Source organism: Actinoplanes sp. CA-142083, from assembly GCF_050942195.1.
In the GTDB taxonomy this organism is placed as follows: domain Bacteria; phylum Actinomycetota; class Actinomycetes; order Mycobacteriales; family Micromonosporaceae; genus Actinoplanes.
Genome location: NZ_CP192076.1, coordinates 10145288 through 10165198 on the forward strand (window position 1 = coordinate 10145288; position 19911 = coordinate 10165198).

Annotated in this window: 21 protein-coding genes and 1 pseudogene; 6 read left to right on the forward strand and 16 right to left on the reverse strand. The window is 70.9% G+C overall.

Going from position 1 to position 19911, the window contains the following annotated elements:
• Positions 1–12: 12 nt before the first annotated feature.
• The 4 genes from ACQPZX_RS46950 to ACQPZX_RS46965 form a co-directional block, all read right to left on the reverse strand.
• Positions 13–885 (reverse strand): hypothetical protein, encoded by an 873-nt coding sequence (locus ACQPZX_RS46950; RefSeq protein WP_433371189.1) that lies wholly within the window; start codon positions 883–885, stop codon positions 13–15.
• Positions 885–1322 (reverse strand): chemotaxis protein CheW, encoded by a 438-nt coding sequence (locus ACQPZX_RS46955; RefSeq protein WP_020513051.1) that lies wholly within the window; start codon positions 1320–1322, stop codon positions 885–887. The genes ACQPZX_RS46950 and ACQPZX_RS46955 overlap by 1 nt, the downstream gene beginning before the upstream one ends.
• Positions 1323–3707, reverse strand: coding sequence for a chemotaxis protein CheW (locus ACQPZX_RS46960; RefSeq protein ID WP_433371192.1), 2385 nt, complete (start codon positions 3705–3707; stop codon positions 1323–1325).
• A gap of 87 nt (positions 3708–3794) precedes the next feature.
• The gene (locus tag ACQPZX_RS46965; protein WP_020513053.1) at positions 3795–4493 is read right to left on the reverse strand and encodes a response regulator transcription factor; all 699 of its coding nucleotides are present in this window, start codon (positions 4491–4493) and stop codon (positions 3795–3797) included.
• 339 nt (positions 4494–4832) lie between these two features.
• Between ACQPZX_RS46965 and ACQPZX_RS46970 the strand changes: the two genes are divergently transcribed.
• A complete protein-coding gene (locus tag ACQPZX_RS46970) occupies positions 4833–5339 on the forward strand; it encodes a CAP domain-containing protein (protein WP_433371194.1) in 507 nt (168 codons plus the stop codon).
• 74 nt (positions 5340–5413) lie between these two features.
• Positions 5414–6682, forward strand: a complete 1269-nt coding sequence (locus tag ACQPZX_RS46975; protein WP_433371197.1) for a carbohydrate-binding protein — start codon at positions 5414–5416, stop codon at positions 6680–6682.
• Here the strand turns inward: ACQPZX_RS46975 and ACQPZX_RS46980 are convergent.
• A complete protein-coding gene (locus ACQPZX_RS46980; RefSeq protein ID WP_433385920.1) occupies positions 6677–7702 on the reverse strand; it encodes a UDP-N-acetylmuramate dehydrogenase in 1026 nt (341 codons plus the stop codon). The two genes, ACQPZX_RS46975 and ACQPZX_RS46980, sit on opposite strands and share 6 nt — an antisense overlap.
• A gap of 119 nt (positions 7703–7821) precedes the next feature.
• On the opposite strand from ACQPZX_RS46980, the gene ACQPZX_RS46985 reads away from it, so the two are divergent.
• The 3 genes from ACQPZX_RS46985 (at position 7822) to ACQPZX_RS46995 (ending at position 11121) form a co-directional block, all read left to right on the forward strand.
• Complete coding sequence (locus tag ACQPZX_RS46985) at positions 7822–8586, forward strand: maleylpyruvate isomerase family mycothiol-dependent enzyme (RefSeq protein WP_433371200.1); 765 nt, start codon at positions 7822–7824, stop codon at positions 8584–8586.
• A gap of 96 nt (positions 8587–8682) precedes the next feature.
• Positions 8683–10107 carry a GH1 family beta-glucosidase gene (locus ACQPZX_RS46990; RefSeq protein WP_433371203.1) on the forward strand — a complete coding sequence of 475 codons (1425 nt, stop codon included), beginning with the start codon at positions 8683–8685 and terminating at the stop codon, positions 10105–10107.
• 3 nt (positions 10108–10110) lie between these two features.
• On the forward strand, positions 10111–11121 hold the full coding sequence (locus ACQPZX_RS46995; RefSeq protein ID WP_433371206.1) for a LacI family DNA-binding transcriptional regulator: 1011 nt from the start codon (positions 10111–10113) through the stop codon (positions 11119–11121).
• A 718-nt stretch (positions 11122–11839) separates the two neighbouring features.
• Here ACQPZX_RS46995 and ACQPZX_RS47000 read toward each other — a convergent pair.
• The 10 genes and pseudogenes from ACQPZX_RS47000 to ACQPZX_RS47045 all read right to left on the reverse strand — a co-directional run bounded on the left by ACQPZX_RS47000 (position 11840) and on the right by ACQPZX_RS47045 (position 18539).
• The gene (locus ACQPZX_RS47000; RefSeq protein ID WP_433371209.1) at positions 11840–12640 is read right to left on the reverse strand and encodes an EI24 domain-containing protein; all 801 of its coding nucleotides are present in this window, start codon (positions 12638–12640) and stop codon (positions 11840–11842) included.
• 18 nt (positions 12641–12658) lie between these two features.
• Positions 12659–13072 carry a hypothetical protein gene (locus tag ACQPZX_RS47005; protein WP_433371212.1) on the reverse strand — a complete coding sequence of 138 codons (414 nt, stop codon included), beginning with the start codon at positions 13070–13072 and terminating at the stop codon, positions 12659–12661.
• Positions 13073–13139: 67 nt separating this feature from the next.
• Positions 13140–14027 (reverse strand): alpha/beta fold hydrolase, encoded by an 888-nt coding sequence (locus tag ACQPZX_RS47010; RefSeq protein ID WP_433371214.1) that lies wholly within the window; start codon positions 14025–14027, stop codon positions 13140–13142.
• Positions 14024–14338, reverse strand: coding sequence for a DUF2516 family protein (locus ACQPZX_RS47015; protein ID WP_396034664.1), 315 nt, complete (start codon positions 14336–14338; stop codon positions 14024–14026). The genes ACQPZX_RS47010 and ACQPZX_RS47015 overlap by 4 nt, the downstream gene beginning before the upstream one ends.
• Before the next feature lie 57 nt (positions 14339–14395).
• On the reverse strand, positions 14396–14839 hold the full coding sequence (locus ACQPZX_RS47020; protein ID WP_433371218.1) for a hypothetical protein: 444 nt from the start codon (positions 14837–14839) through the stop codon (positions 14396–14398).
• Between the two features lie 8 nt (positions 14840–14847).
• Positions 14848–15219 (reverse strand): annotated as a pseudogene (locus ACQPZX_RS47025) (helix-turn-helix domain-containing protein); the annotation flags it as partial.
• Positions 15220–15288: 69 nt separating this feature from the next.
• Positions 15289–16227 carry an asparaginase gene (locus ACQPZX_RS47030; protein ID WP_433371220.1) on the reverse strand — a complete coding sequence of 313 codons (939 nt, stop codon included), beginning with the start codon at positions 16225–16227 and terminating at the stop codon, positions 15289–15291.
• Positions 16228–16252: 25 nt separating this feature from the next.
• The gene (locus tag ACQPZX_RS47035) at positions 16253–17086 is read right to left on the reverse strand and encodes a 3-keto-5-aminohexanoate cleavage protein (protein ID WP_433371223.1); all 834 of its coding nucleotides are present in this window, start codon (positions 17084–17086) and stop codon (positions 16253–16255) included.
• A 15-nt stretch (positions 17087–17101) separates the two neighbouring features.
• A complete protein-coding gene (locus ACQPZX_RS47040) occupies positions 17102–18142 on the reverse strand; it encodes a YgfZ/GcvT domain-containing protein (protein WP_433371226.1) in 1041 nt (346 codons plus the stop codon).
• Between the two features lies 1 nt (position 18143).
• Entirely contained in the window at positions 18144–18539 is a 396-nt protein-coding gene (locus tag ACQPZX_RS47045) for a Fur family transcriptional regulator (protein ID WP_378965771.1), read from the reverse strand.
• A gap of 46 nt (positions 18540–18585) precedes the next feature.
• Here ACQPZX_RS47045 and ACQPZX_RS47050 point away from each other — a divergent pair, with 46 nt between their 5' ends.
• Positions 18586–19320: an aminotransferase class IV gene (locus tag ACQPZX_RS47050; protein WP_433371229.1), complete on the forward strand. Its 735-nt coding sequence runs from the start codon at positions 18586–18588 to the stop codon at positions 19318–19320.
• Here ACQPZX_RS47050 and ACQPZX_RS47055 read toward each other — a convergent pair.
• Positions 19317–19877: an FABP family protein gene (locus ACQPZX_RS47055; RefSeq protein WP_433385922.1), complete on the reverse strand. Its 561-nt coding sequence runs from the start codon at positions 19875–19877 to the stop codon at positions 19317–19319. The genes ACQPZX_RS47050 and ACQPZX_RS47055 overlap by 4 nt on opposite strands.
• Positions 19878–19911: the final 34 nt, after the last annotated feature.

Sequence of the window (19911 nt, forward strand, 5' to 3'; positions counted from 1 at the left end):
CGACCACCCCCTTCACCCGAGCCACGCGGGGCCCAGAGCCGCAACCACCGGTGCGAGCAGCCGATGCGCGGTGGAGGTGTCCAAGAGGTCACGGACCACCAGCGCCTGCACGGCACCGCTGAGCATGTTCCAGACGCCGCCGGCCCGGTCGGCCAGCGGAATGTCGGCCGTGTCGACGGCCTGTACCAACAGCATCTGCGCCGCGGCGGCGGTGCGGACGCGATCCGAGAGATACGCGGCCCAGGAGGCCGAGTGCACGGCCGGTGACCAGCCGCCGGCGTTGCGCCGCGCGTCCTCCGCCGAGGACGCGAGCCGCTCGAGGTCCATCGACCGCAGCGAGCGCAGCCGGTCCAGCAGGGCCGACACCACGTAGTGGTGCGGTCCCAGGTCGATCGGGGCGCCCGGCGGCAGCTTGCGCATGGCCGACACCCAGCCGGCGCCGAGGCGCCGTCGCGAATCGGTGTCCAGCACCTCACGCAGGTAGCTGCCGACCGCCGCGTCGCACAGCAGGGCGGTCGCGGCCGCAGCCGTGTCGCTCTGCTTGGCGTCGCGTCCCGTCCCGCTCCAGGTCCACGACATGACGTCGTAGCGCAGGCAGGTGAGCAACGCGTCGACCGAGCCGATCGGCGCCCGCTCGACCAGCGCGAGGCTGCTGGCCGGGTCCTCCTTCGACATGCCCTTCAGCGACGGCATCCGGCGTGCCGCACTCTCCACCTCGACCCACAGCGGGCCGCGAACACCCTCGTCCGGCAGGCGCTCGGCGAGCACCGGCAGGTCCGCGCTCTGCAACCGCAGACCGCGCAGCACCACCTCGGCCGTGGCCGACCCGCCGGCGAGGCGGGTCAGGTCGAAGCCGAGGACCGGGGCGCTGACGAGGCTGTACATCAGGTGGTGGCGCGGTACGTGTCGACGGCCTGGTTGACGTCGAGCGCGAGCATCAGCCGCCCGTCCAGCTTGAAGGTGCCCACCACCAGCTCCCGGGTCGGGCCGCTGAGCGTGTCCGGCGGCGGCTCGAACCGCTCGTCGTCCAGGTCGACCACCTCGCCGATCTTGTCGACCAGCAGGCTGACCGGCTCGCCGTCGCCGCGCAGGATCACGTTCATGACCGGGCCCTGCAGCGCCTTGCGCGCCATGCCCAGCTGGACCCGCAGGTCCACGGCCGCGATCACCTGGCCACGGAGGTTGAACAGCCCGCCCACCGCGGGCGGCGCGAGCGGCACCGGGGTGTACTCGTTGTACGAGAGCACCTCCTGCACGGTGTGCACCTCGACGCCGAAGAGCTGACCGGCCACCTCGAACGTGGCGAACTGTCGGCTCGCCATTTAGGCCTCCACCAGCATCTCGTCGTTCTCCAGGTCGGTGTAGAAGTTCGGGTCGGCGGCGAGGATCGCCCGGCGCACGTCGAGCAGCTCGGTCACGCGCTGCTGGATGACCGCGGTGCCGACCAGGCCGTCCTCCTCGGCGTCGCGGCGCGCGGTGGTCGAGTTCTCGGCGATGTCGACGATCCGGTCCACCACCAGTGCCACGCTCCGTCCGCCCTCGCTGTAGACGACCACCGACACGGTGTCGCCCTCCGGCTCCTCGCCGTACGCCCCGAGCAGGTGCGACAGCCGCACCAGCGGGAGAATCTGCCCCCGGTACTGGACCACCTCGCGGGAGCCGGCGTGCTCGATCCGGTCGCGCGGGAACTCCTCGAGCCGGGTGACCGTGTCCAGCGGGATCGCGACCCGCCGCTCGCCGACCGCGGTGACCAGCAGCCGTTCGCCGGTGCCGCCTCCGGCGTTCGCCCGGGCCGCGGCGTCGGTGCCCTTCCGGTCCGCGTCGGCGGCCAGGTGACTGCGCCGGGCGAGCGACGAGACGTCCAGAATCAGGCCGACCTTGCCGTCGCCGAGAATGGTCGCTCCGGCGTACAGGCCGATGTCCTTGAATCTGCTGTTGAGGGCCTTGACGACAACCTCTTCGGTATTGAGCACCCGGTCCACGACCAGGCCGAACCGGCGGCCGTCGGCCTGCAGCACCATGATGTAGACGCCCTGGTCGCCGCCGACCTCGAGGCCGAGCGCGCGGTCGAGCCGCACCAGGGGGAGCAGCTTGCCGCGCAGCCGGTAGACGGGCGCGCCCGAGGCGTACTCGATCTTGGTGGAGTTGCCGTCGATGAAGACCAGTTCAAGAACGGCAACCTGGGGTACGACATAGCGCTGCTCGCCGCAGTCGACCGTCAGCGCCTGGATGATGGCCAGGGTCAGCGGGATCGTGAGCCGCCAGACCGTGCCCTCGTTGGGCGTCGAGTCGACGCTGACCGCGCCGCCGATGTTCTCGATGTTGGTCTTCACCACGTCCATGCCCACGCCGCGGCCGGACACGTTGGTCACCTTGGCCGCGGTGGAGAACCCGGGCTGGAAGACCATCGCCATGATGTCGCGCTTGTCCATGTTCGGGATCTGCTCGGCGCGGAGCAGCCCGTTCTCGACCGCCTTCTGGGCGATCCGCTCCACGTTGAGGCCCGCGCCGTCGTCGGCCACCTCGACCGCGACGTGCCCGCCCTCGTGGTAGGCGCGCAGGGTCAGCGTGCCCTCGGCGCTCTTCCCGGCCGCGGCCCGGCGCTCCGGGTCCTCGATGCCGTGGTCGACCGCGTTGCGCACCAGGTGGGTCAGCGGGTCCTTCACCGCCTCGAGCAGGCTCCGGTCGAGCTCGGTCTCCTTGCCCTCCATGACCAGCTCGACCTTCTTGCCGAGCGAGTTGCTCAGGTCCCGGATGACTCGGGGCAGCTTGGACCAGATGTGCTCGATGGGCTGCATCCGGGTCTTCATGATGCCCTCTTGCAGCTCACTGGTGATCATGCCGAGCCGCTGCGCGCTGCGCACCAGGGTCGGGTCGCCGATCTCCATCACGCCCCGGACCAGCTGGTTACGGGCCAGCACCAGCTCGCCGACCATGTTCATCAGGGTGTCGAGCAGGTCGACGTCGACGCGGATCGCGCTGTCGGCGATGCTCCGCTTCGGAGTCTGCGCCTGGAGGGCCTCGTTGACCGCGGCCGGCTTGGCCTTGCCCTGGTCGAGCAGAATCGTGCCGAGCTTGCGCTCGTCGCCCTCGATCTGTTGCGCGAGCGCCGAGCCGACGTCGGCCGGCTGGGCGGCGCCCTGCTCGACGAGGATCTCGCCGAGCGGCTTGCGCTGGTTCTCCACCGGCTCGGGGGCCGCGCGCTTCGGCTGCTCTTTCTCCACCGACTCCGGCGCGGCCTCTTCCGCCGCGGGCGCCTCAGCGGCGGGCGCCTCGGCCTTGGGCGCCTCGGCCGCCGGGGCCTCCGCCGCGGGCGCCTCGCCCGCCTTCATCTGAGCGTTGACCTGCGCGATGATGGTGTCGATATCGACATCGCCCTCGGCCTGCGTCTCCTCGATCGAGGAGAGGATCGACCGCACGCCGTCGATCGTCGCCAGCAGCGTGGTGATCGTCGACGGGGTCACCGGCATCACGCCGTCGCGCAGCTTGGACAGCAGCGACTCGCCGGCGTGGGCGAGCTTCTCGAGGCGGCTGAACGCCAGGAAGCCGCTCGTGCCCTTGATCGTGTGGATCGCCCGGAAGATCCGGGAGATCAGGTCGCGCGAGTCGGGCTCCTGCTCGAGGGACACCAGGTCGCGGTCGATCTGGTCCAGGTTCTCGTGGCTCTCCATGAGGAATTCGCCGACGATTTCACCAAGGTCTTCCACGCTTACGTACCTCCAACTCGGCTTCCACAGCTCTCATCGACGGGCGCGCCAGTCATCTGAGACCACCTGTGACCAAGACGACGGAAATCAGGACTCGCCGCCGGGCCGGCGGTAGCGGTAGCCGAATCCGCGCACGGACTCGATGGGTGATTCGTCGGGATCGGACCAGCCGAGCTTGCGGCGCAGCCGCAGGACGGCGAACTTCACCCGCTCCTGACCGATGCCGGTCGGGTCGTCCCACGCCTGGGTCAGCAGCTGGTTCGGCGAGAGCACCGCGCCGGCGTGCCGGACCAGGGCGTTGAGCAACCGGAACTCGGTGGGGGTCAGCCGCTTCTCGTCACCCTTGACGTAGACCCGCCGCTTGGTCGGGTCGAGGTGCACCAGCCCGTCGTCGTAGACCTGGCTGGCCCAGCTGTTCTGCCCGCTGGACGAGCGGCGCAGCAGGGCCTCGACCCGGGCGAGCAGCTCGTTGTTGGCGAACGGCTTGGTGAGGTAGTCGTCGGCGCCGCCGCGCAGGCCGCGCACCTTCTCGGCCTCCTGGCCGTGCGCCGTGAGCACGAGCACCGGGACGTCCGAGACGTCGCGGAGCCGCTCGAGCACCTGCCAGCCGTCCATCTCGGGCAGGCCGACGTCGAGCACGACCAGGTCGGGGTGCTCGGCGTACGCCTCCTTGAGGCCGGTGCGGCCGTCGCCGGCGTGCGCCACCTCGTAGCCCGCGCGGCTGAACAGCAACCGCAGGGCGAGCGCGATGTCGGGGTCGTCCTCGACGACGAGAAGGCGACTCATCGTGTGCTCACCCTGCCCCCAACCCCTCGCTCGTCCAGGTCCGGATCAGGCCGAGGCGGACGAATTAACCGCGCAAAACCCACGATAGCGTGATGTCACGGCCTATTTACGGACAGTGACAGTCTAGCGAGCTATTTGCCGCGCGGGGGCGGTCCGCACGGATCCGAAACGGGGAACGAAGAGGCCGTTGAGACGGGTGCGCCGGGCCATCCCACCAGCCTGACACTTTTGCGTACGCCAATACCGTTTTCGAGCAAAAAAGGGACGTACGTCCGAGAAACGGGTGCGATATCCCTGGAGGGCGATAAGGTTCGCCCCCGGACACCGGAGGCAATTCCCGTGCTACGACGTCTCGCCCTGCTCACGGCCGCACCCGCGTTGCTGCTGCTGATCAGCTCGCCGGCGCGTGCGGGAGTGCCGGCGCCACCGCTTCCGCCGCAGGCACCCGCCGGCGCCGTCACCCCCGCCGAGCTCATGTCCGAGGTGGTCACCAAGACCAACCAGCGGCGGCACGCGAACGGGTGCGGCCTGCTCGCGGTCGACCAGGAGCTGACCGTCGCCTCGATCCGGCAGAGCGTCTACATGGCCCGGACCGGCCTGTTCAGCCACGTCTGGCGGGACGGCACCACCTTTGTGGCCCGCTCGCACGCGGCCGGGTACGCCCAGCCGTCCGGCGAGAACATCGCGTGGGGGTACCGCACCGCCGACGAGGTGATGGACGCCTGGATGGCCAGCCCGAGCCATCGCGAGAACATCCTGAACTGCGGCGCGCACTCGATCGGCACCGGCGTCGCCTACGGCCCGAACGGCCTGCCGTACTACACCCAGGTCTTCGGCTGGGACTGACCCTATTGACAAGTCTCCATGGATCCTTCTATTAGTTAGGTTAACTAACCTAACTTCCCCCGAAGAAGGTCCCCATGCGCCGATCCCTCGTGGCGGTCGCCGCGGCCGTCGTCTGCGCGGCCGGATTCCTGGCCGCCGCCTCGCCCGACGCCCAGGCCGCCACCACCTCACGTATCCCCGCCCACGTCTTCGCGCCGTACTTCGAGGCCTACAACGGCGACAGCCTCTCCGGGCTGTCCAGCCAGTCCGGCAACCGCTTCCTCACCCTCGCCTTCGTACAGACGCCCAGCCCCGGGTCCTGCACGGTCTACTTCAACGGCGACACCTCGATGCCGATCGCGTCGAGCACCTTCGGCTCGGACATCGCGGCGATCCGGGCCGCCGGCGGCGACGTCATCCCCTCGTTCGGTGGATACGCGGCCGACAACGGCGGCACCGAGATCGCCGACAGCTGCACGAGCGTCGACTCGATCGCGGCCCAGCTCGAGAAGGTCATCACCACCTACGACGTCACCCGCCTCGACCTCGACATCGAGGACAACTCGCTGACCAACGCGGCCGGCATCGACCGCCGGAACAAGGCGATCAAGAAGGTCGAGGACTGGGCGGCCGCGAACGGGCGACTGGTCGAGTTCAGCTACACCCTGCCCACGACCACCTCGGGGCTCGCCGACAACGGCCTGGCCGTGCTGCGCAACGCGGTCAGCAACGGCGCCCGGATCGACATCGTCAACATGATGACCTTCGACTACTACGACAACGCCGCGCACAACATGGCCACCGACACCCAGACGTCGGCCAACGGCCTGGTCAACCAGCTCAGGGCGCTGTACCCGGGCAAGACCACCGCGCAGCTCTGGCAGATGGTCGGCATCATCGAGATGATCGGCGTCGACGACTTCGGCCCCGCCGAGACGTTCACGATCGCCAACGCCCAGACCGTCACCGCGTGGGCCAAGACCCAGGGCATCCGGTCACTGTCGTTCTGGGCCCTCCAGCGCGACAACGGCGGCTGCCCGGGCGGCGCCGCCGCCGACAACTGCTCCGGCATCGCCCAGAGCACCTGGCAGTTCAGCAAGATCATGCAAAGCTTCACCTCGGGTACGACGACCACGCCGCCCACAACCGCACCGACGACCGCACCCACGACCACACCGCCCACGACGCCCCCGACCACCCCGCCGACCACCGCCCCGGGGACGACGACGTGGGCTCCCTACACGGCGTACACGGCCGGCCAGATCGTCACCTACAACGGCAAGCGGTACCAGTGCCGCCAGTCGCACACGTCGCTGCCCGGCTGGGAGCCGCCGAACGTGCTGGCCCTCTGGCTGCCGCTATAGCGCGCAGTTGACCAGGACCGGTTCGGGGTGCAGCTCGACCCCGAACCGGTCGCGGACGCCGTCGCGGATCGTGCGGGCCAGGGCGAGCAGGGCGTCCGTCGTGCCGGCGCCGCGGTTGGTCAGCGCGAGCGTGTGCTTCGAGGAGATCGAGACGCCCTCGCCGGCGAAGCCCTTGGGGAAGCCGGCGTGCTCGATCAGCCACGCCGCGGGAATCTTGACCGAGCCGTCCTCGGCCGGCCAATGCGGCGCGTCGAGGCCCAACTCGGACCAGCGGCCGGCCGAGACCACCGGGTTGGTGAAGAACGAGCCCACCGACCAGGTGTCCTTGTCGTCGGGGTCGAGCACCATGCCCTTGCCGGCCCGCAGCTTGAGCACGGTGTCGCGGGCCTGCCGCAGCGGCACCCGGTCGCCGGCCTCGGCGCCCAGGCTGCGGGCCAGCTCGGCGTAGCGGACCGGCGCGGAGTCGCCGCTGACCGCGAGCCGGAAGTCGACGTGGGTCACCAGGAAACGGTCGTTGTGCTTGAACACGCTTGAGCGATAGGCGAACTCGCACTCGGCCGGCGACATCGCCCGGATCGAGTCGGCCTCCCGGTCGTACGCGTGGACGGCCACGATCGTGTGGGCGACCTCCTGGCCGTAGGCGCCCACGTTCTGGATCGGGGTGGCGCCGGCCGAGCCGGGGATGCCGGACAGGCACTCGATGCCGGACCAGCCGTTCGTCACGGCGTACTCGACGAAATCGTCCCAGAGCTCGCCCGCGGCAACCCGCAGCACCACGCTCCCGGCTTGTGTCTCCACCGGCTCGATGCCGCGCGTGCGCAGCAGCAACACCTCGCCGGCGAAGCCGGCATCGCCGACCACCACGTTGCTGCCGCCGGCGAGGATGAGGAGCGGGCTTCCCTTCGCGTACGCGTTACGCACGGTAGTGACCGCTTCGTCTGTTTCGGCGGCGACCGTCAAGGTGCCGGCGGGCCCGCCGAGGCGTAGCGTCGTGTAAGTCCCGAGTGCCTCGTTACCCAAGGGGGGAGGCGCGGGTGTGTCGAGTTGGCGTTCGCGACTAACGTCAGGCACGACGTTCACCCTAGGCTCAGGGGGCCAAGGCACCTCATCGGCGGTCCGGTGGAGTGGAGAGAAGCGCGATGAACAGGCTGCACGCGACAAAGGACTTCTGGCTCGCGGCGTTGCGGGCCGACAGCCCCGCGTTGCAGGACGCGGTGGCACAGGCCGGGCCGGGGGCCGAGGTGCCCTCCTGCCCCGGCTGGACGTGCGCCGACCTGGTCGAGCACGTGACCACCCTGCTGCACTGGGTGCGCGAGACGGTGCCGCGCGGCACGACCGACCCGCCCACCACGCGCCCCGAGCGCGACGGCGAGCGTCCGGAGTGGGATCAAGCGTTGGATGAGCTGCGCCGCGAGCTCACCGGCACGATCGAGACGCTCGAGGCGGTCGAGGCCGACTTCAAGGCGTGGAACTGGGCGCCGCAGAGCAAGCAGGCCGCCTTCTGGCACCGCCGGATGGCCCACGAGATCTCGATCCACCGCTGGGATGCCGAGGCCGCGGCCGGCCGCCCCACCCCGATCGAGACCAAGCTGGCGGCCGACGGGATCAGCGAGGTGCTCGACACCTGGCTGCCCGCGGGCAAGCGCAAAGGCCCCACCGACCTGCACGGCGTGGTGCACCTGGTGGCCTCCGACGCCGGTCACGAGTGGTTCGTGCGACTGCGCGGTCCCGGGGTGGCCCTGCTCGACACCGGCACGATCCTGGACTCCGACGACCATCACGCGCGCGCCCAGGCGACCGGCTCGGCGAGCGACCTGCTGCTCGCCCTGATGGGCCGCCAGCGGATGGATCGCCTGGTGGTGACCGGTGATCCTCGGCTGATCGGTGCCCTGCGGACGGGCTGACCCGTTTAAATTCGTCTTACCGGCACATCGCGCGGCCGTTTCGGCCCCTATGATTAACCGGTTAAGTTCGAGAGCACACAGGGAAGCGGGGAACGCATGACGGCAACCGTCACGTCCACGTCGGCGCAGCCGGCCCTCGCCGGGATCACCTTCCCCGACGGCTTCGTCTGGGGCGCGGCAACCGCGTCGTACCAGATCGAGGGCGCGGCGCGGGAAGACGGTCGCGGCCCATCCATCTGGGACACCTTCAGCCGTACGCCGGGCAGGGTCCACGCCGGGCACACCGGCGACGTGGCCTGCGATCACTACCACCGTTACGTCGACGACGTGGCGCTCATGGCGGATCTGGGTCTCGCGTCCTACCGGTTCTCGGTCGCCTGGCCGCGGATCCAGCCCGACGGCACCGGCCCGGTGAACGTCAAGGGCCTGGACTTCTACGACCGGCTCACCGACGAACTGCTCGGCAAGGGCATCGACCCGGTGGTCACGCTCTACCACTGGGACCTGCCGCAGACGCTGGAGGACCTGGGCGGCTGGACCAACCGGCTGACCGCCGAGGCCTTCGCCGAGTACGCGCAGATCGTCCACGGCCGGCTGGGCGACCGCGTCGCGACGTGGACCACGCTCAACGAGCCGTGGTGCTCGGCCTACCTCGGGTACGCCAGCGGCCGGCACGCCCCGGGCCGCCAGGAGCCCGGAGCCGCCTTCGCCGCGGTGCACCACCTGCTGCTGGGCCACGGCCTGGCGGCGCGGGCGCTCAAGGACGCGGGCGCGCGCACGGTCAGCATCACGCTCAACCCGGCGGTCGCGATCCCGGTCGACCCGCAGAACGCGGCCGACCGCGAGGCCGTCCGGATCATCGACGGGCTGTCCAACCGGATGTTCCTAGACCCGCTGCTCAAGGGTCAGTACCCGGCGGACATGCTCACCCACATGGCCCGGTTCACCGACCTGTCGTACATCCAGGACGGCGACCTGAAGACCATCAACGCCCCGCTCGACGTGCTGGGGATCAACTTCTACCAGCCGGCGTACGTGTCGGCGAAGCCCGGCACGCCCGCGGCGCCCGACCAGCCGGGCAGCGAAGGGATCGCGTACCGCGACCCGGACGGCCCGGTGACCGACATGAACTGGCTGATCGAGCCGTCCAGCCTGACGCTGCTGCTCAAGCGGATCCACGACGACTACGACGGCATCCCGATGATGATCACCGAAAACGGGGCGGCGTACCCGGAGGGACCGAGCGAGGACGGCGCGGTGCACGACACCCGTCGCGTCCAGTATCTCGACGGCCACCTGCGAGCCTGCCATGATGCCTTGGCGGCCGGCGTCGATCTGCGCGGATATTTCGTCTGGTCGCTGATGGACAACTACGAGTGGGCCGAGGGGTACGCGAAGCGCTTCGGGATCGTGCACGTCGACTACACCACGCAGGAGCGGGTCCTCAAGGACAGCGCCAAGTGGTACCGGAACGTGATCAGCCGCAACGGCATCCCGGCTTCGGGAGACAGCGAGGAGTGACCTTTGGTGACGCGGGAGCGGCCGACCTTGGAAGCGGTGGCGCGACGCGCCGGAGTATCCAGGGCGACCGTCTCCCGCGTCGTCAACGGCTCGACGTCGGTGGCCGCCTCGATCCGTGAGGCGGTCAACCGGGCCGTCGAGGAGCTCGGGTACGTTCCCAACCAGGCCGCCCGGAGCCTGGTCACCCAGCGCACCGAGTCGATCGCGCTGATCCTGCCGGAGACGGCGAACCGGGTCTTCTCCGACGACCTCTTCTTCCCGGCGATCATCCGCGGCGTGGGCGGCGAGCTCGAGGCGGCCGACAAGCAGCTGGTGCTGATGATGGCCGGCTCCGCCAAGAGCCACGACCGGGTCGAGCGGTACGCGGTGGCCGGTCACGTCGACGGCGTCATGTTCGCCTCCATGCACGGCGCCGACCCGCTCCCCGGCACGCTGGTGCGGCTCGGCATTCCCGTGGTGTGCAGCGGCCGCCCGATCGGTGAGGCCGCGGTCCCGTACGTGGACGTCGACCACTTCGGCGGCGTCTGCTCGGCGGTGCGCCACCTCGTCACCTCCGGCCGCCGCCGGATCGCCACCATCGCCGGCCCGCAGGACATGGTGGCCGGCATCGACCGCCTGGCCGGCTACCGCGCCACCCTCGAGGAGGCCGGCCTCGCCCAGCACGTGGCGATCGGCGACTTCACCCGCGAATCGGGGATCGTCGCGATGCGCTCGCTGCTCGCCGACGACCCGCAGCTGGACGCCGTCTTCGTGGCGTCCGACATGATGGCCCACGGCGCGCTGCTCGCGCTCAAGGACGCGGGCCGTCGCGTGCCCGCCGACGTGGCGGTGGTCGGCTTCGACGACTTCGAGATCAGCCGCTACAGCGAGCCCCCGCTGACCACCGTGCGCCAGCCGATAGTCGAGATGGGCCGCACGATGGCACGCCAACTGCTCGGCCTGATCAACGGCGAGCCCCACCAGGCCGACGCGGTAGTGCTACCGACCGAGCTGGTGATCCGCGAGTCCGCCTAGATTTCTTACGCTCGGCAACCACAGACCGACGCCCGGCCCGCAGCGCACCGCGAGCTCCCTTCAAATCCAGCCCGTGCCGCGACCGCCGGGCTGAGCTCGGCGGCCGGTCCTGCCCTGTACGCGACGGCGTGAATTGCCACGCCCCGGGCTCATATCCTCGCAGGGCGCCTCGTACATGCTCACGGTGAGCGTCGCCCGTCGCGGTGTTCGTCGTGGCGGGCCAGGGTCGCCATGGCCCGGGCCGCGCGTGGTCACCGTGCGCGCCGCCCGTCGCGCTCGTTCGTGGCAGCCGCCCGCCGCGCCGACTTCGGCCTTCGGCTCGCCGCAGCCGCCGCACCGCGCCACCGCCCCACCAGCCCGCACCACCGCACCACCAGCCCCACCGACCGACCTGTGGCGCCCCACCGTCAGCTCGCACAGCCAGCCCGCCCCACCGCACCGCACCGCCAGCCCACGATCTTGATGAGTTGCCGTTTGCCGCTAACGGGAACTCACCATCGCTAGCCGTTCTCGATCAGCTACCGGTAGACATAAACGGATATGTCCGATCCCGGCGAGCCCGGATTCCCATTCGATGGACTCCTCGCCCAGTCACCGGGACACCCGGCAGGCAAGTGGGACCGAGTCCCGCCGGCCCGGAGCGATCGCCACATAGCGAGACCCGCGCTCGACGCGGCCGCATCCGCCTCAACCACGAGGTAGTCCACAGGTACAGGCTCTAGGTGTGCTCCAGCCGGGCGGATGGCTCGAGTCGCGAGGTGGATTCGGTCAGCGGCTGGCCCAAGACGGTGCGGGCCAGCAGGGTCGCGCCCGTCACCGCGGCCGGCATGAGCAGAACCGCGCCGAGCGGGATCAGGAAGCAGCAGAAGACCGCGACGCCGAAGCCCAGCACCAAGGGCCGCTGGGTGCGCAGGACCGCGCGCCGGTCGGCGAGGCGCTTGCCGCGGCGCTGGAACGGGACGCCGGTCAGCTCGACCGCGAGCAGCCAGCCGCCGATCAGCGCGCCGATCACCGGGATCACGGTCTGCCCCACGAACGGCAGGAAGCCCAGCAGGAACAGCGGGATGCCGACCAGGATCGACAGCCCGATCAGCCGCAGCGAGTCGACCAGGCTGCGGCCCAGCGACCGCCAGAAGCCGACCTCGACCTCGCCGGGCACCCCGCCGAAGCGGTCCTCGACGAGCTCGGAGATGTGCTCGTAGAACGGATCGCCGAGGAGCAGCGTCACCGCGGTGAAGGTGAGGTTGCCGAGCAGCGCCGACACACCGAGCAGCCCGGCGCCGCCGAGCACCCGGATGAAGTCGCGCCAGCCCTCGGACCAGTCGTCGGCGAACCAGGTGACGCCGCGGGACAGCTGCGGGAGGAAGTCGATCAGCGCGATCAGGGCGGCCGCGTACAGGATGCCGGTGATCACGGCGGGCAGCAGGCCGAGCCCGAGCAGCTTGGGGCTACGCAGGATCAGGCCCAGCCCGCGGGCGAGAAGGGAGGCGCCGGACAGGAACTGCCGAACAGCGTTCACGACCCGGGAGTTTAGGCGCTAGCCGCCAGGTGAGGGGGTCGCGCTCGGGTCGGCGGACGGCGCGTCGGGGCCGCTCGGGGTCACGGTGATCTCGGTGGGCGTGGGGACGGGCGGATCGATCAGGGTCGGCAGCGGTGACGCCGACTCGACCGGGGCCGAGCCGGACGGGACCGCGGTGGTGGGCGACGGCGCCGCGGACGGCGCCGAGGCGACCGGCGGGACGACCGCGCTGGGTGACAGCGGGCGAGGCGAGTACTGGACCTCGGTCAGCGGCTGCGAGCCGGCCCGCCGCGGGGCGGTGCCGATCCCGCCGCTTCCGGCGCCGGCGCCGAGACCTCCGGTGCCGGTCGGCGCGCCGACGTGGGCCGGCTTGCGCGCCGGGGTCGCCAGCGTCCAGCCGATGGCCACCGAGACCGGCAGCCCCAGCGCCACGAGTCCGAAAAAGATGGATTTAGGGGATAGCCGCACGTGGAGAACACCGGACAACCGGGGTCAAAGGTTACGGGGAATTGAGAAACGAAGAGACCCGCTCCCGAAGCTCTGCCCGATTTGTCCAGAGAACGGCCGGGCGGTCGTACACGTGAAGGGAAGCCCCGGGCAGCAGCGACGCCAACCGCTCGGCCCAGCCCACCGGATGCACCTCGTCGCCCTGGCAGCCGATCACCAGGGCCCGGCCCTGGAAGGCGCGCAGCGCCGACAGGTCGGCGACCGCCGGCTCGTGCCACAGCGTGGTCAGCTCGGCCGCCAGGCCGTCCCGCTGCAGCTGCTCGACCCGCTGGCGCAGATAGCTCCAGCCGGTCGGCGTGTTGCGCACCGAGGCGGGCAGCTCGAATTCCACGGCGGCGGCGATCGAGGCGGCCTCGCCCGACTCCACCGCGGCCAGCAGGCGCTCGACCCGCGCCTCGGCGGCCGCCGGGCGGGTGCCGTCGAGTGGGGCCGGCAGATAGCAGACGACCCGCTCGAACCGCTGCGGCGTCTCGCTCAGCAGCCGGCACAGCGCCCCGGCGCCCATGCTCACGCCCAGCGCGCGGGTGGCACCGGCCACGTCGGCCACGGCGCGCAGATCCTCGGCGAGATCGCCGAACGTCCACGGCCCCACCGGCGCGTCGGAGCGACCGTGACCGCGGAAGTGGAAGAACACCCGCCGGCCGGCGACCGCGCTGCCCATCGGGCGGGTGCCGGAGATGTCACCGCCGAGGCCGTGCGCGAAGACCGTGACCGGGTCGCCCACGCCGGTGACCAGCTGCTCGAGGCGCACGCCGGACGGGGTGGAGATCAGCTCGGTGGGCGGGCCGGGCAACGTGGGACGGCCCGAGCGCGGGCCGGTCGGCTCGCGGCGCTGCAGGCGGGGCCCGCCGTCGGGTGGCGGCGGACCGAACCGCCTCACCAGAAGCCTTTGCCGTCCGACAGGTCCTTGAGCCCGGGACGGACGTCGAGCAGATAGACCAGGGCGGCGCCGATGCCGATCAGGCTGAAGATGCCGATCGCGCCGCTGACCAGCAGCGTCAGCACGATGCAGACGGCCAGGATCGCCGCCCACGCGCCCTTGGGCAGGGTGCCGATGGCCTGGAAACCGTCCCCGCGCTGGGTCAGACAGTGGATCAGGGCGACGGCCTGCACGACGAGCGACAGGATCAGGATCAGCAGCTCGACGTAGTTCTGAACGTCGATGTAGAAGATCGGCGCGGAGGAGGCCATGACGGAAAGTGTATGCCGCAGGCCCCAGCGTCTGCCGGGGCCTGCGGATCAAGAAAATTACTCGGCAGCCGGCTTGGCGGCCCGCTTGCGCGGCTTCGGCGCCGGGGCGGCCTCGACGGCCTTCGGCGCGTCGGTGGCCTCGATGTCGGCGTTCACCACGTCGGCGGTGGTGACCACGCCGGCGCCGACCACGCGCTCGCCCCGGGCGACCAGAGCGGTGTACGCCGCGACGGTGCGCTCCTGGGCCAGCTGGGCGATGGAGGTCGCCACGCTCGCCGCGTTGCCGCGGAGGGCGTCGAAGTCGGTGGTCTGCGCCTTGCTACGGATCTCGGTCGCCTTGGCGTTGGCCTGCTCGTTGTAGGTACGCAGCGACGCCGCGGCCTTCTCGCTGAGCTCGGTCACCACGGCCGGCAGCTTGCGCAGCTGCTGGTAGGCCAGGTCACCGGCGCCGGCGGCGGCGTAGAGCGGGGCGGGGAATCGGGTCTTGGTCTGGTCGGTCATTTCGTCTCCTCGGCTGGATCGGTCTCGGGCTCGCGCCGGGCGCTCTCGTTGCGGAACGTCTCGTAGATCTGCGACAGCGACTGCTTCTGGGCGATCGTCAGGTCGGGGTCGACCGCGATCGCGGCCAGCACCCCCTGCTGGCCCTCGCCGTCCAGCAAACCCGCACGCAGGTACATCGCGGGGGTGGAAACCCGCAGCGCGCTGGCGATCTGCTGCAACACCTCGGCGCTCGGCTTGCGCAGGCCACGCTCGATCTGGCTCAGATACGGATTGCTCACGCCCGCCTTGTCGGCGAGCTGGCGAAGCGAAATCTTCGCGTTCTCCCGCAGGTCACGGATGAAGCTCCCGATGTCCTGCGGCAGATCCTTGGGCGTGGCCATGCATCCGAAGGTAGCTCGGGGTGCTAGCTGTTGCAAGCAGAATGCTAACTCCAGCAAGCGTGAATCAGCTCACCGGACCGCGCGGACCACGCCCACCGGCTCGCCGCCGCCGAGAATCAGCTCCTCCAGCACCGGCACCTCGACACCCAGACGGCGCAGCTCATCGAGCAACACCGGAGTACGTGCCCGCTGTCCGCCGTCCTCGATCTTCAGGGCAACCGCGCCCACCCCGGACACGGCGGCCACCACCACGCCCTCGGCGCCGCCCTTCATGAGCAGCCCCGGGACCGCACCCATCAGCACCGTGTCGTCGCCGCCCGTGCCCTGCACCAGCTCGGGGTGGGCCCGCATCTCGTCGGCGACCCGGCGCTCGTGCGTGCCGGGCCCGGTCTCGACCAGGCGGGTGAACGCGCGGGCCAGCCCCGTCAGCGAGAAGGCGTGCACCGGCGCGCCGCAGCCGTCCACGCCGATCGCGGCGACCGGCTCGCCGGCCAGGTCGGCGATCGCCTCGGTGATGGCCCGCTGCACGGGGTGCGCCGGATCGAGGTACGACTCGAGCGGCCAGCCGTTGGACACGCAGGTCGCGAGCATCCCGGCGTGCTTGCCGGAGCAGTTCATCAGGATCGGCTCGGGTCCGCCCTGCCGGCGCAGCCAGTCGTCGCGCACCTGGGCCGAGAGCGGGAGCGAGGCCGGGCATCGCAGGGCGGCCGGCTTCAGCCCGGCCGCCTCGAGGATCTCCCGCACCCGGCGCACGTGCAGCGCCTCGCCGTAGTGGCTGCCGCTGATCAGGGCCAGGTCGGACTCGTCGCGCGGCGCGAGGCCGGCGCGCAGCATGCCCACGGTCTGCAACGGCTTGTTCGAGGAGCGGGGGAAGACCGGCGACGCGACATCGCCGCGCGATTCGCCGCCCAGCACCGCCACCGAACCGCGGTGGACGCTCTCCACGAAGCCCGAGCGGGTGACCTCGGCGACGACCGGCGAAGCGGCGCTCACCGAAGCGGCGCCCATCGAAGCTGCGGCATCGAAGCGGCGCTCATCGAAGGGGGACCCCGAGCAGCTCCCGGGCCGCCGTCGTGGTCAGCGGCGGGCGCTGCGCGAGCTGGGCGAACCCGGCCGCGCGGGCCACCAGCTGCATGTTCGACTCGACCGGCTGGCCCTTCGCGTACGTGACCGTGTCTTCCATCCCGACGCGGAGGTGGCCGCCCGCCGACAGCGAGGCCAGCATCACCGGGATCGTGGTGCGGCCGATGCCGGTGGCCGAGAACGTGGTGCCCTCGGGCAGGTCGCGGATGGCCTGCTCGCAGGCGGCCAGCGCGGCGGTCGTGCCGGGCATCCCACCCGGCACGCCCATCACCAGGTCGACGTGCACGTGGCCGCCGGCCGGCAGGCCGTACTTGCCGAGCAGCCGCTGCAGCGTGGCGAGCTGGCCCAGGTCGAAGATCTCGTACTCCGGCACGATGCCGCGCTCCTGCATGCGGGCGTGCAGGCCGACGATGAACTCCCAGCGGTTCATGAACACGCCGTCGCCGAAGTTGACAGTGCCCATCGTGCAAGAGGCCATCTCGGGGGCGGCGTCGAGCACGGCGAGCCGGTCGGACTCCGGGTCGGTCACCGCGCCGCCCGAGGAGAGCTGCACGATCAGGTCGGTGGAGTCGCGCAGCGCGGCCACGGTGGCGCGCAAGCGGCCCTGGTCGAGGGTGGGCTCGGCGGCGGCGTCGCGGATGTGCACGTGGATGATCGAGGCGCCGAGCGCCTCGCACTCCTTGGCGGTCTGCACCAGCTCGTCGAGGGTGACGGGCAGGGCGGGCACGGCCGCCTTGCTGACTTCCGCACCGGTCGGAGCGACAGTGATCACGGTCCCGGTCATGCCGTGAACGTTAGTTCAGGCCGGATCGATCGAGGCCACCGAGTCGCCGATTTTCAAAGTCGCGTCGTCGGCGACGTTGCGCTTGAGGACGGCCAGGGCGATCAGGCCGAGCTCATGGTGGCGCACCGAGGTGCCGACGAAGCCGATCTCGCGGTCGCCGGACACCACCGGGGTGCCCTGAGCCGGCGGCTGGTCGGTGGCGATGCCGTCGAGGTGCAGCAGCACCAACCGGCGCGGCGGACGGCCCAGGTGGTGGACGCGGGCGACCGTCTCCTGGCCGCGGTAGCAGCCCTTGTCGAGGTGGACGGCGTTCTGGATGAACGCGGCCTCGGCCGGGATCGTGCGGTGGTCGGTCTCCCAGCCCAGGCGGGGGATGCGGTGCTCGACGCGGATCGCCTCGTAGGCCCAAAGGCCGGCGAGCGGGACGCCGAGCCTTTCGATCACCTCATGACGAGAGCCGCGCGGCACGAGGAGATCGACGCCCAGCGGCACCCGCCGGGCCAGGCCGCCTTCGAACTCCCGTACGGAATAGAGGCTTGTGGCTTGTGCGGGCACGGACCCGGCGGCGAATTTCGGGCCCGGCACCTCCCCCACCCGGGGTTTCGCCAGATCGGGGAAGAGATCGGCCGCGCCCGGGCCGACCAGCGAGAGCACCGCGATCTCGGACGTGGCGTCGCGCGGCTCCACCTGGGTGAAGAACCGCATCATTTCGAGGTATTTCAGCAAGCCCGCGCCCGCGCCCGGCTCGGTGTCCAGCCACGCCGTCGTGCCGTCCTCGGTCACGAACGCGTGCTGTTCGACGTGCCCGTGCGGCGACAGCACCAGCAGCTCGGAACCGGACATCTCTGACAAGTCGGAGAGATGCTGCGTGGTCAGCGTGTGCAGCCACGAGGCGCGCTCGGGGCCGGGCACGGCGAGGACGTCACGGTTCGAACGGTCGACCAGGCCGACCGCGGTGGCCAGGGTGCGCTGCTCCCGCATCGGGTCGCCGTAGTGCGCGGCCACCCCCGCGTCGGCGGACGAGGGATCCAGATCCTCGACCATCACGACGGTCATCTCAACACTCCTTGCAGTCCTCGCAGACGCCGAAGAGCGAGACGTGGCCGACATCGACCCGGAAGCCCCGCTCCGCGAGCAGCCGGTCGGTCACCGGCAGCATCACCGTCGGGTCTACCTCAGAAATCGATCCGCATCCACGGCAGACCAGGTGAACGTGCTGATCCTCACCCGCGGCATGGTAGGTCGGCGAGCCGTGCGACAGGTGGGTGTGGTTGACCAGCCCGAGCTCCTCGAGCAGCTCGAGCGTGCGGTAGACGGTGGTGATGTTGACCCCGGCGACGCGCTCGCGCACCGCGGTGTGCACCTGCTCGGGCGTGGCGTGCCCGAGATCGTGCACCGCTTCCAGGATCAGCTGGCGCTGCGGAGTGAGCCGCAGCCCGCGCTCCCGGAGCATCTCGGCTAGCGATGTGGCGGACACGTCACAAGGTTACGCTCCGGCGGTGACGCTCTCGGTCCTGCCGGACGAGCTGTTCGGCGACGGGGTCTTCGAGACCATCCACCTGCGCCCGTCGGGGCCCTTCCTCCTGGGCGACCATCTTGCGCGACTGGCCCGGTCGGCGGCGCTCCTCGATGTCCCCATGCCCGATTTGCCTGATCTAGATGGCCGCAAATCCGACATCTCAGAAAGCGCCCTGCGGATCATCTGCACCCGCCGGTCCCACCACGTCACGGTCTCGCCGATTTCGCCCGACACCCTGCGCGAGCGACGCGAGGGGGTGCGGGTGATCAGCGCTCGCCTCGGCTCCGCCATCGGCGGCAAACCGCCCTGGTCGCTCTGGGAGGCCAAGATTTTGTCGTACGGGGAGAACTTCGCGGCCCGCCGCTGGGCCCGCGCGCGCGGCGCCGACGATCTGCTCTGGCTCTCCACCGAGGGCTACGCGCTGGAGTCACCCACCGCGTCGCTGGTCTGGCTAGCCGGCGAGGACCTCTGCACGGTCCCGCCCGCCGAGGCGCAGATCCTGCCCGGCACCACCGCCGCCCACCTGCTCTCGCTGGCGCCGTCGGCCGGCCTGCGCCCGTCCTACCGCATGGTCACGATCGAGCAGCTGCGCGGGGCGGACGCGATCTGGCTCGCCTCCGCCCTGCGCGGCCTGTCGTTCGTCAAGGAACTCGACGGCGCTCCGCGACGCCGATCCCGCTGGACCCCGATCCTGCTCGACCTCCTGGGCTACTAACCGCCGATGCGCAGCAGGCGCGCCGACATGTGGTCGCGCAGCTCGCTGCCGTCCACCGCCATCCCGTGCGCGTAGAGCAGCGCCCCCTCGACGATGCCGAACAGCCGATGCCCGCCCGTCACATGCAGGCCGCTCGGCGTGTACGCCACCGCGTCGGCCTCCATCTCGAGCCGGGTCGGGCCGATCGTCTTGCCCAGGTAGAGCTCCGCGGTGCCGTCGGGCGTGATGAAGGTGGCCTCCATCTCGTCGCCGGCCCGCCCGTCGACCAGCACCGGCCGCCAGAAGCCCGACTCGACGACCCACTCGCCGGCCGGCTTGGACTCGTCGTCGAGCAGCCACGACCGCGACTCGAAGCGCAGGAACGGCCGCCCGTCGTGGCTGATCCGGATCTCCTGCGCGAAGTTGTAATCCTCGTCGGCCGGGAAGCCGCCCTGCCCGCGCCCACGCCAGAGCCCCACGAACGGCAGCAGCCCGAGCAGCGCCGGGTGCAGGTCGGCGCCCTGACGCAGGTCGTGCGTGTCCTCGTAGGGGTAGGCGTCGACGGGCGGCGCGTTCATCCAGGGCGGAGGGCCCAGGGGATTGTCCGACTCG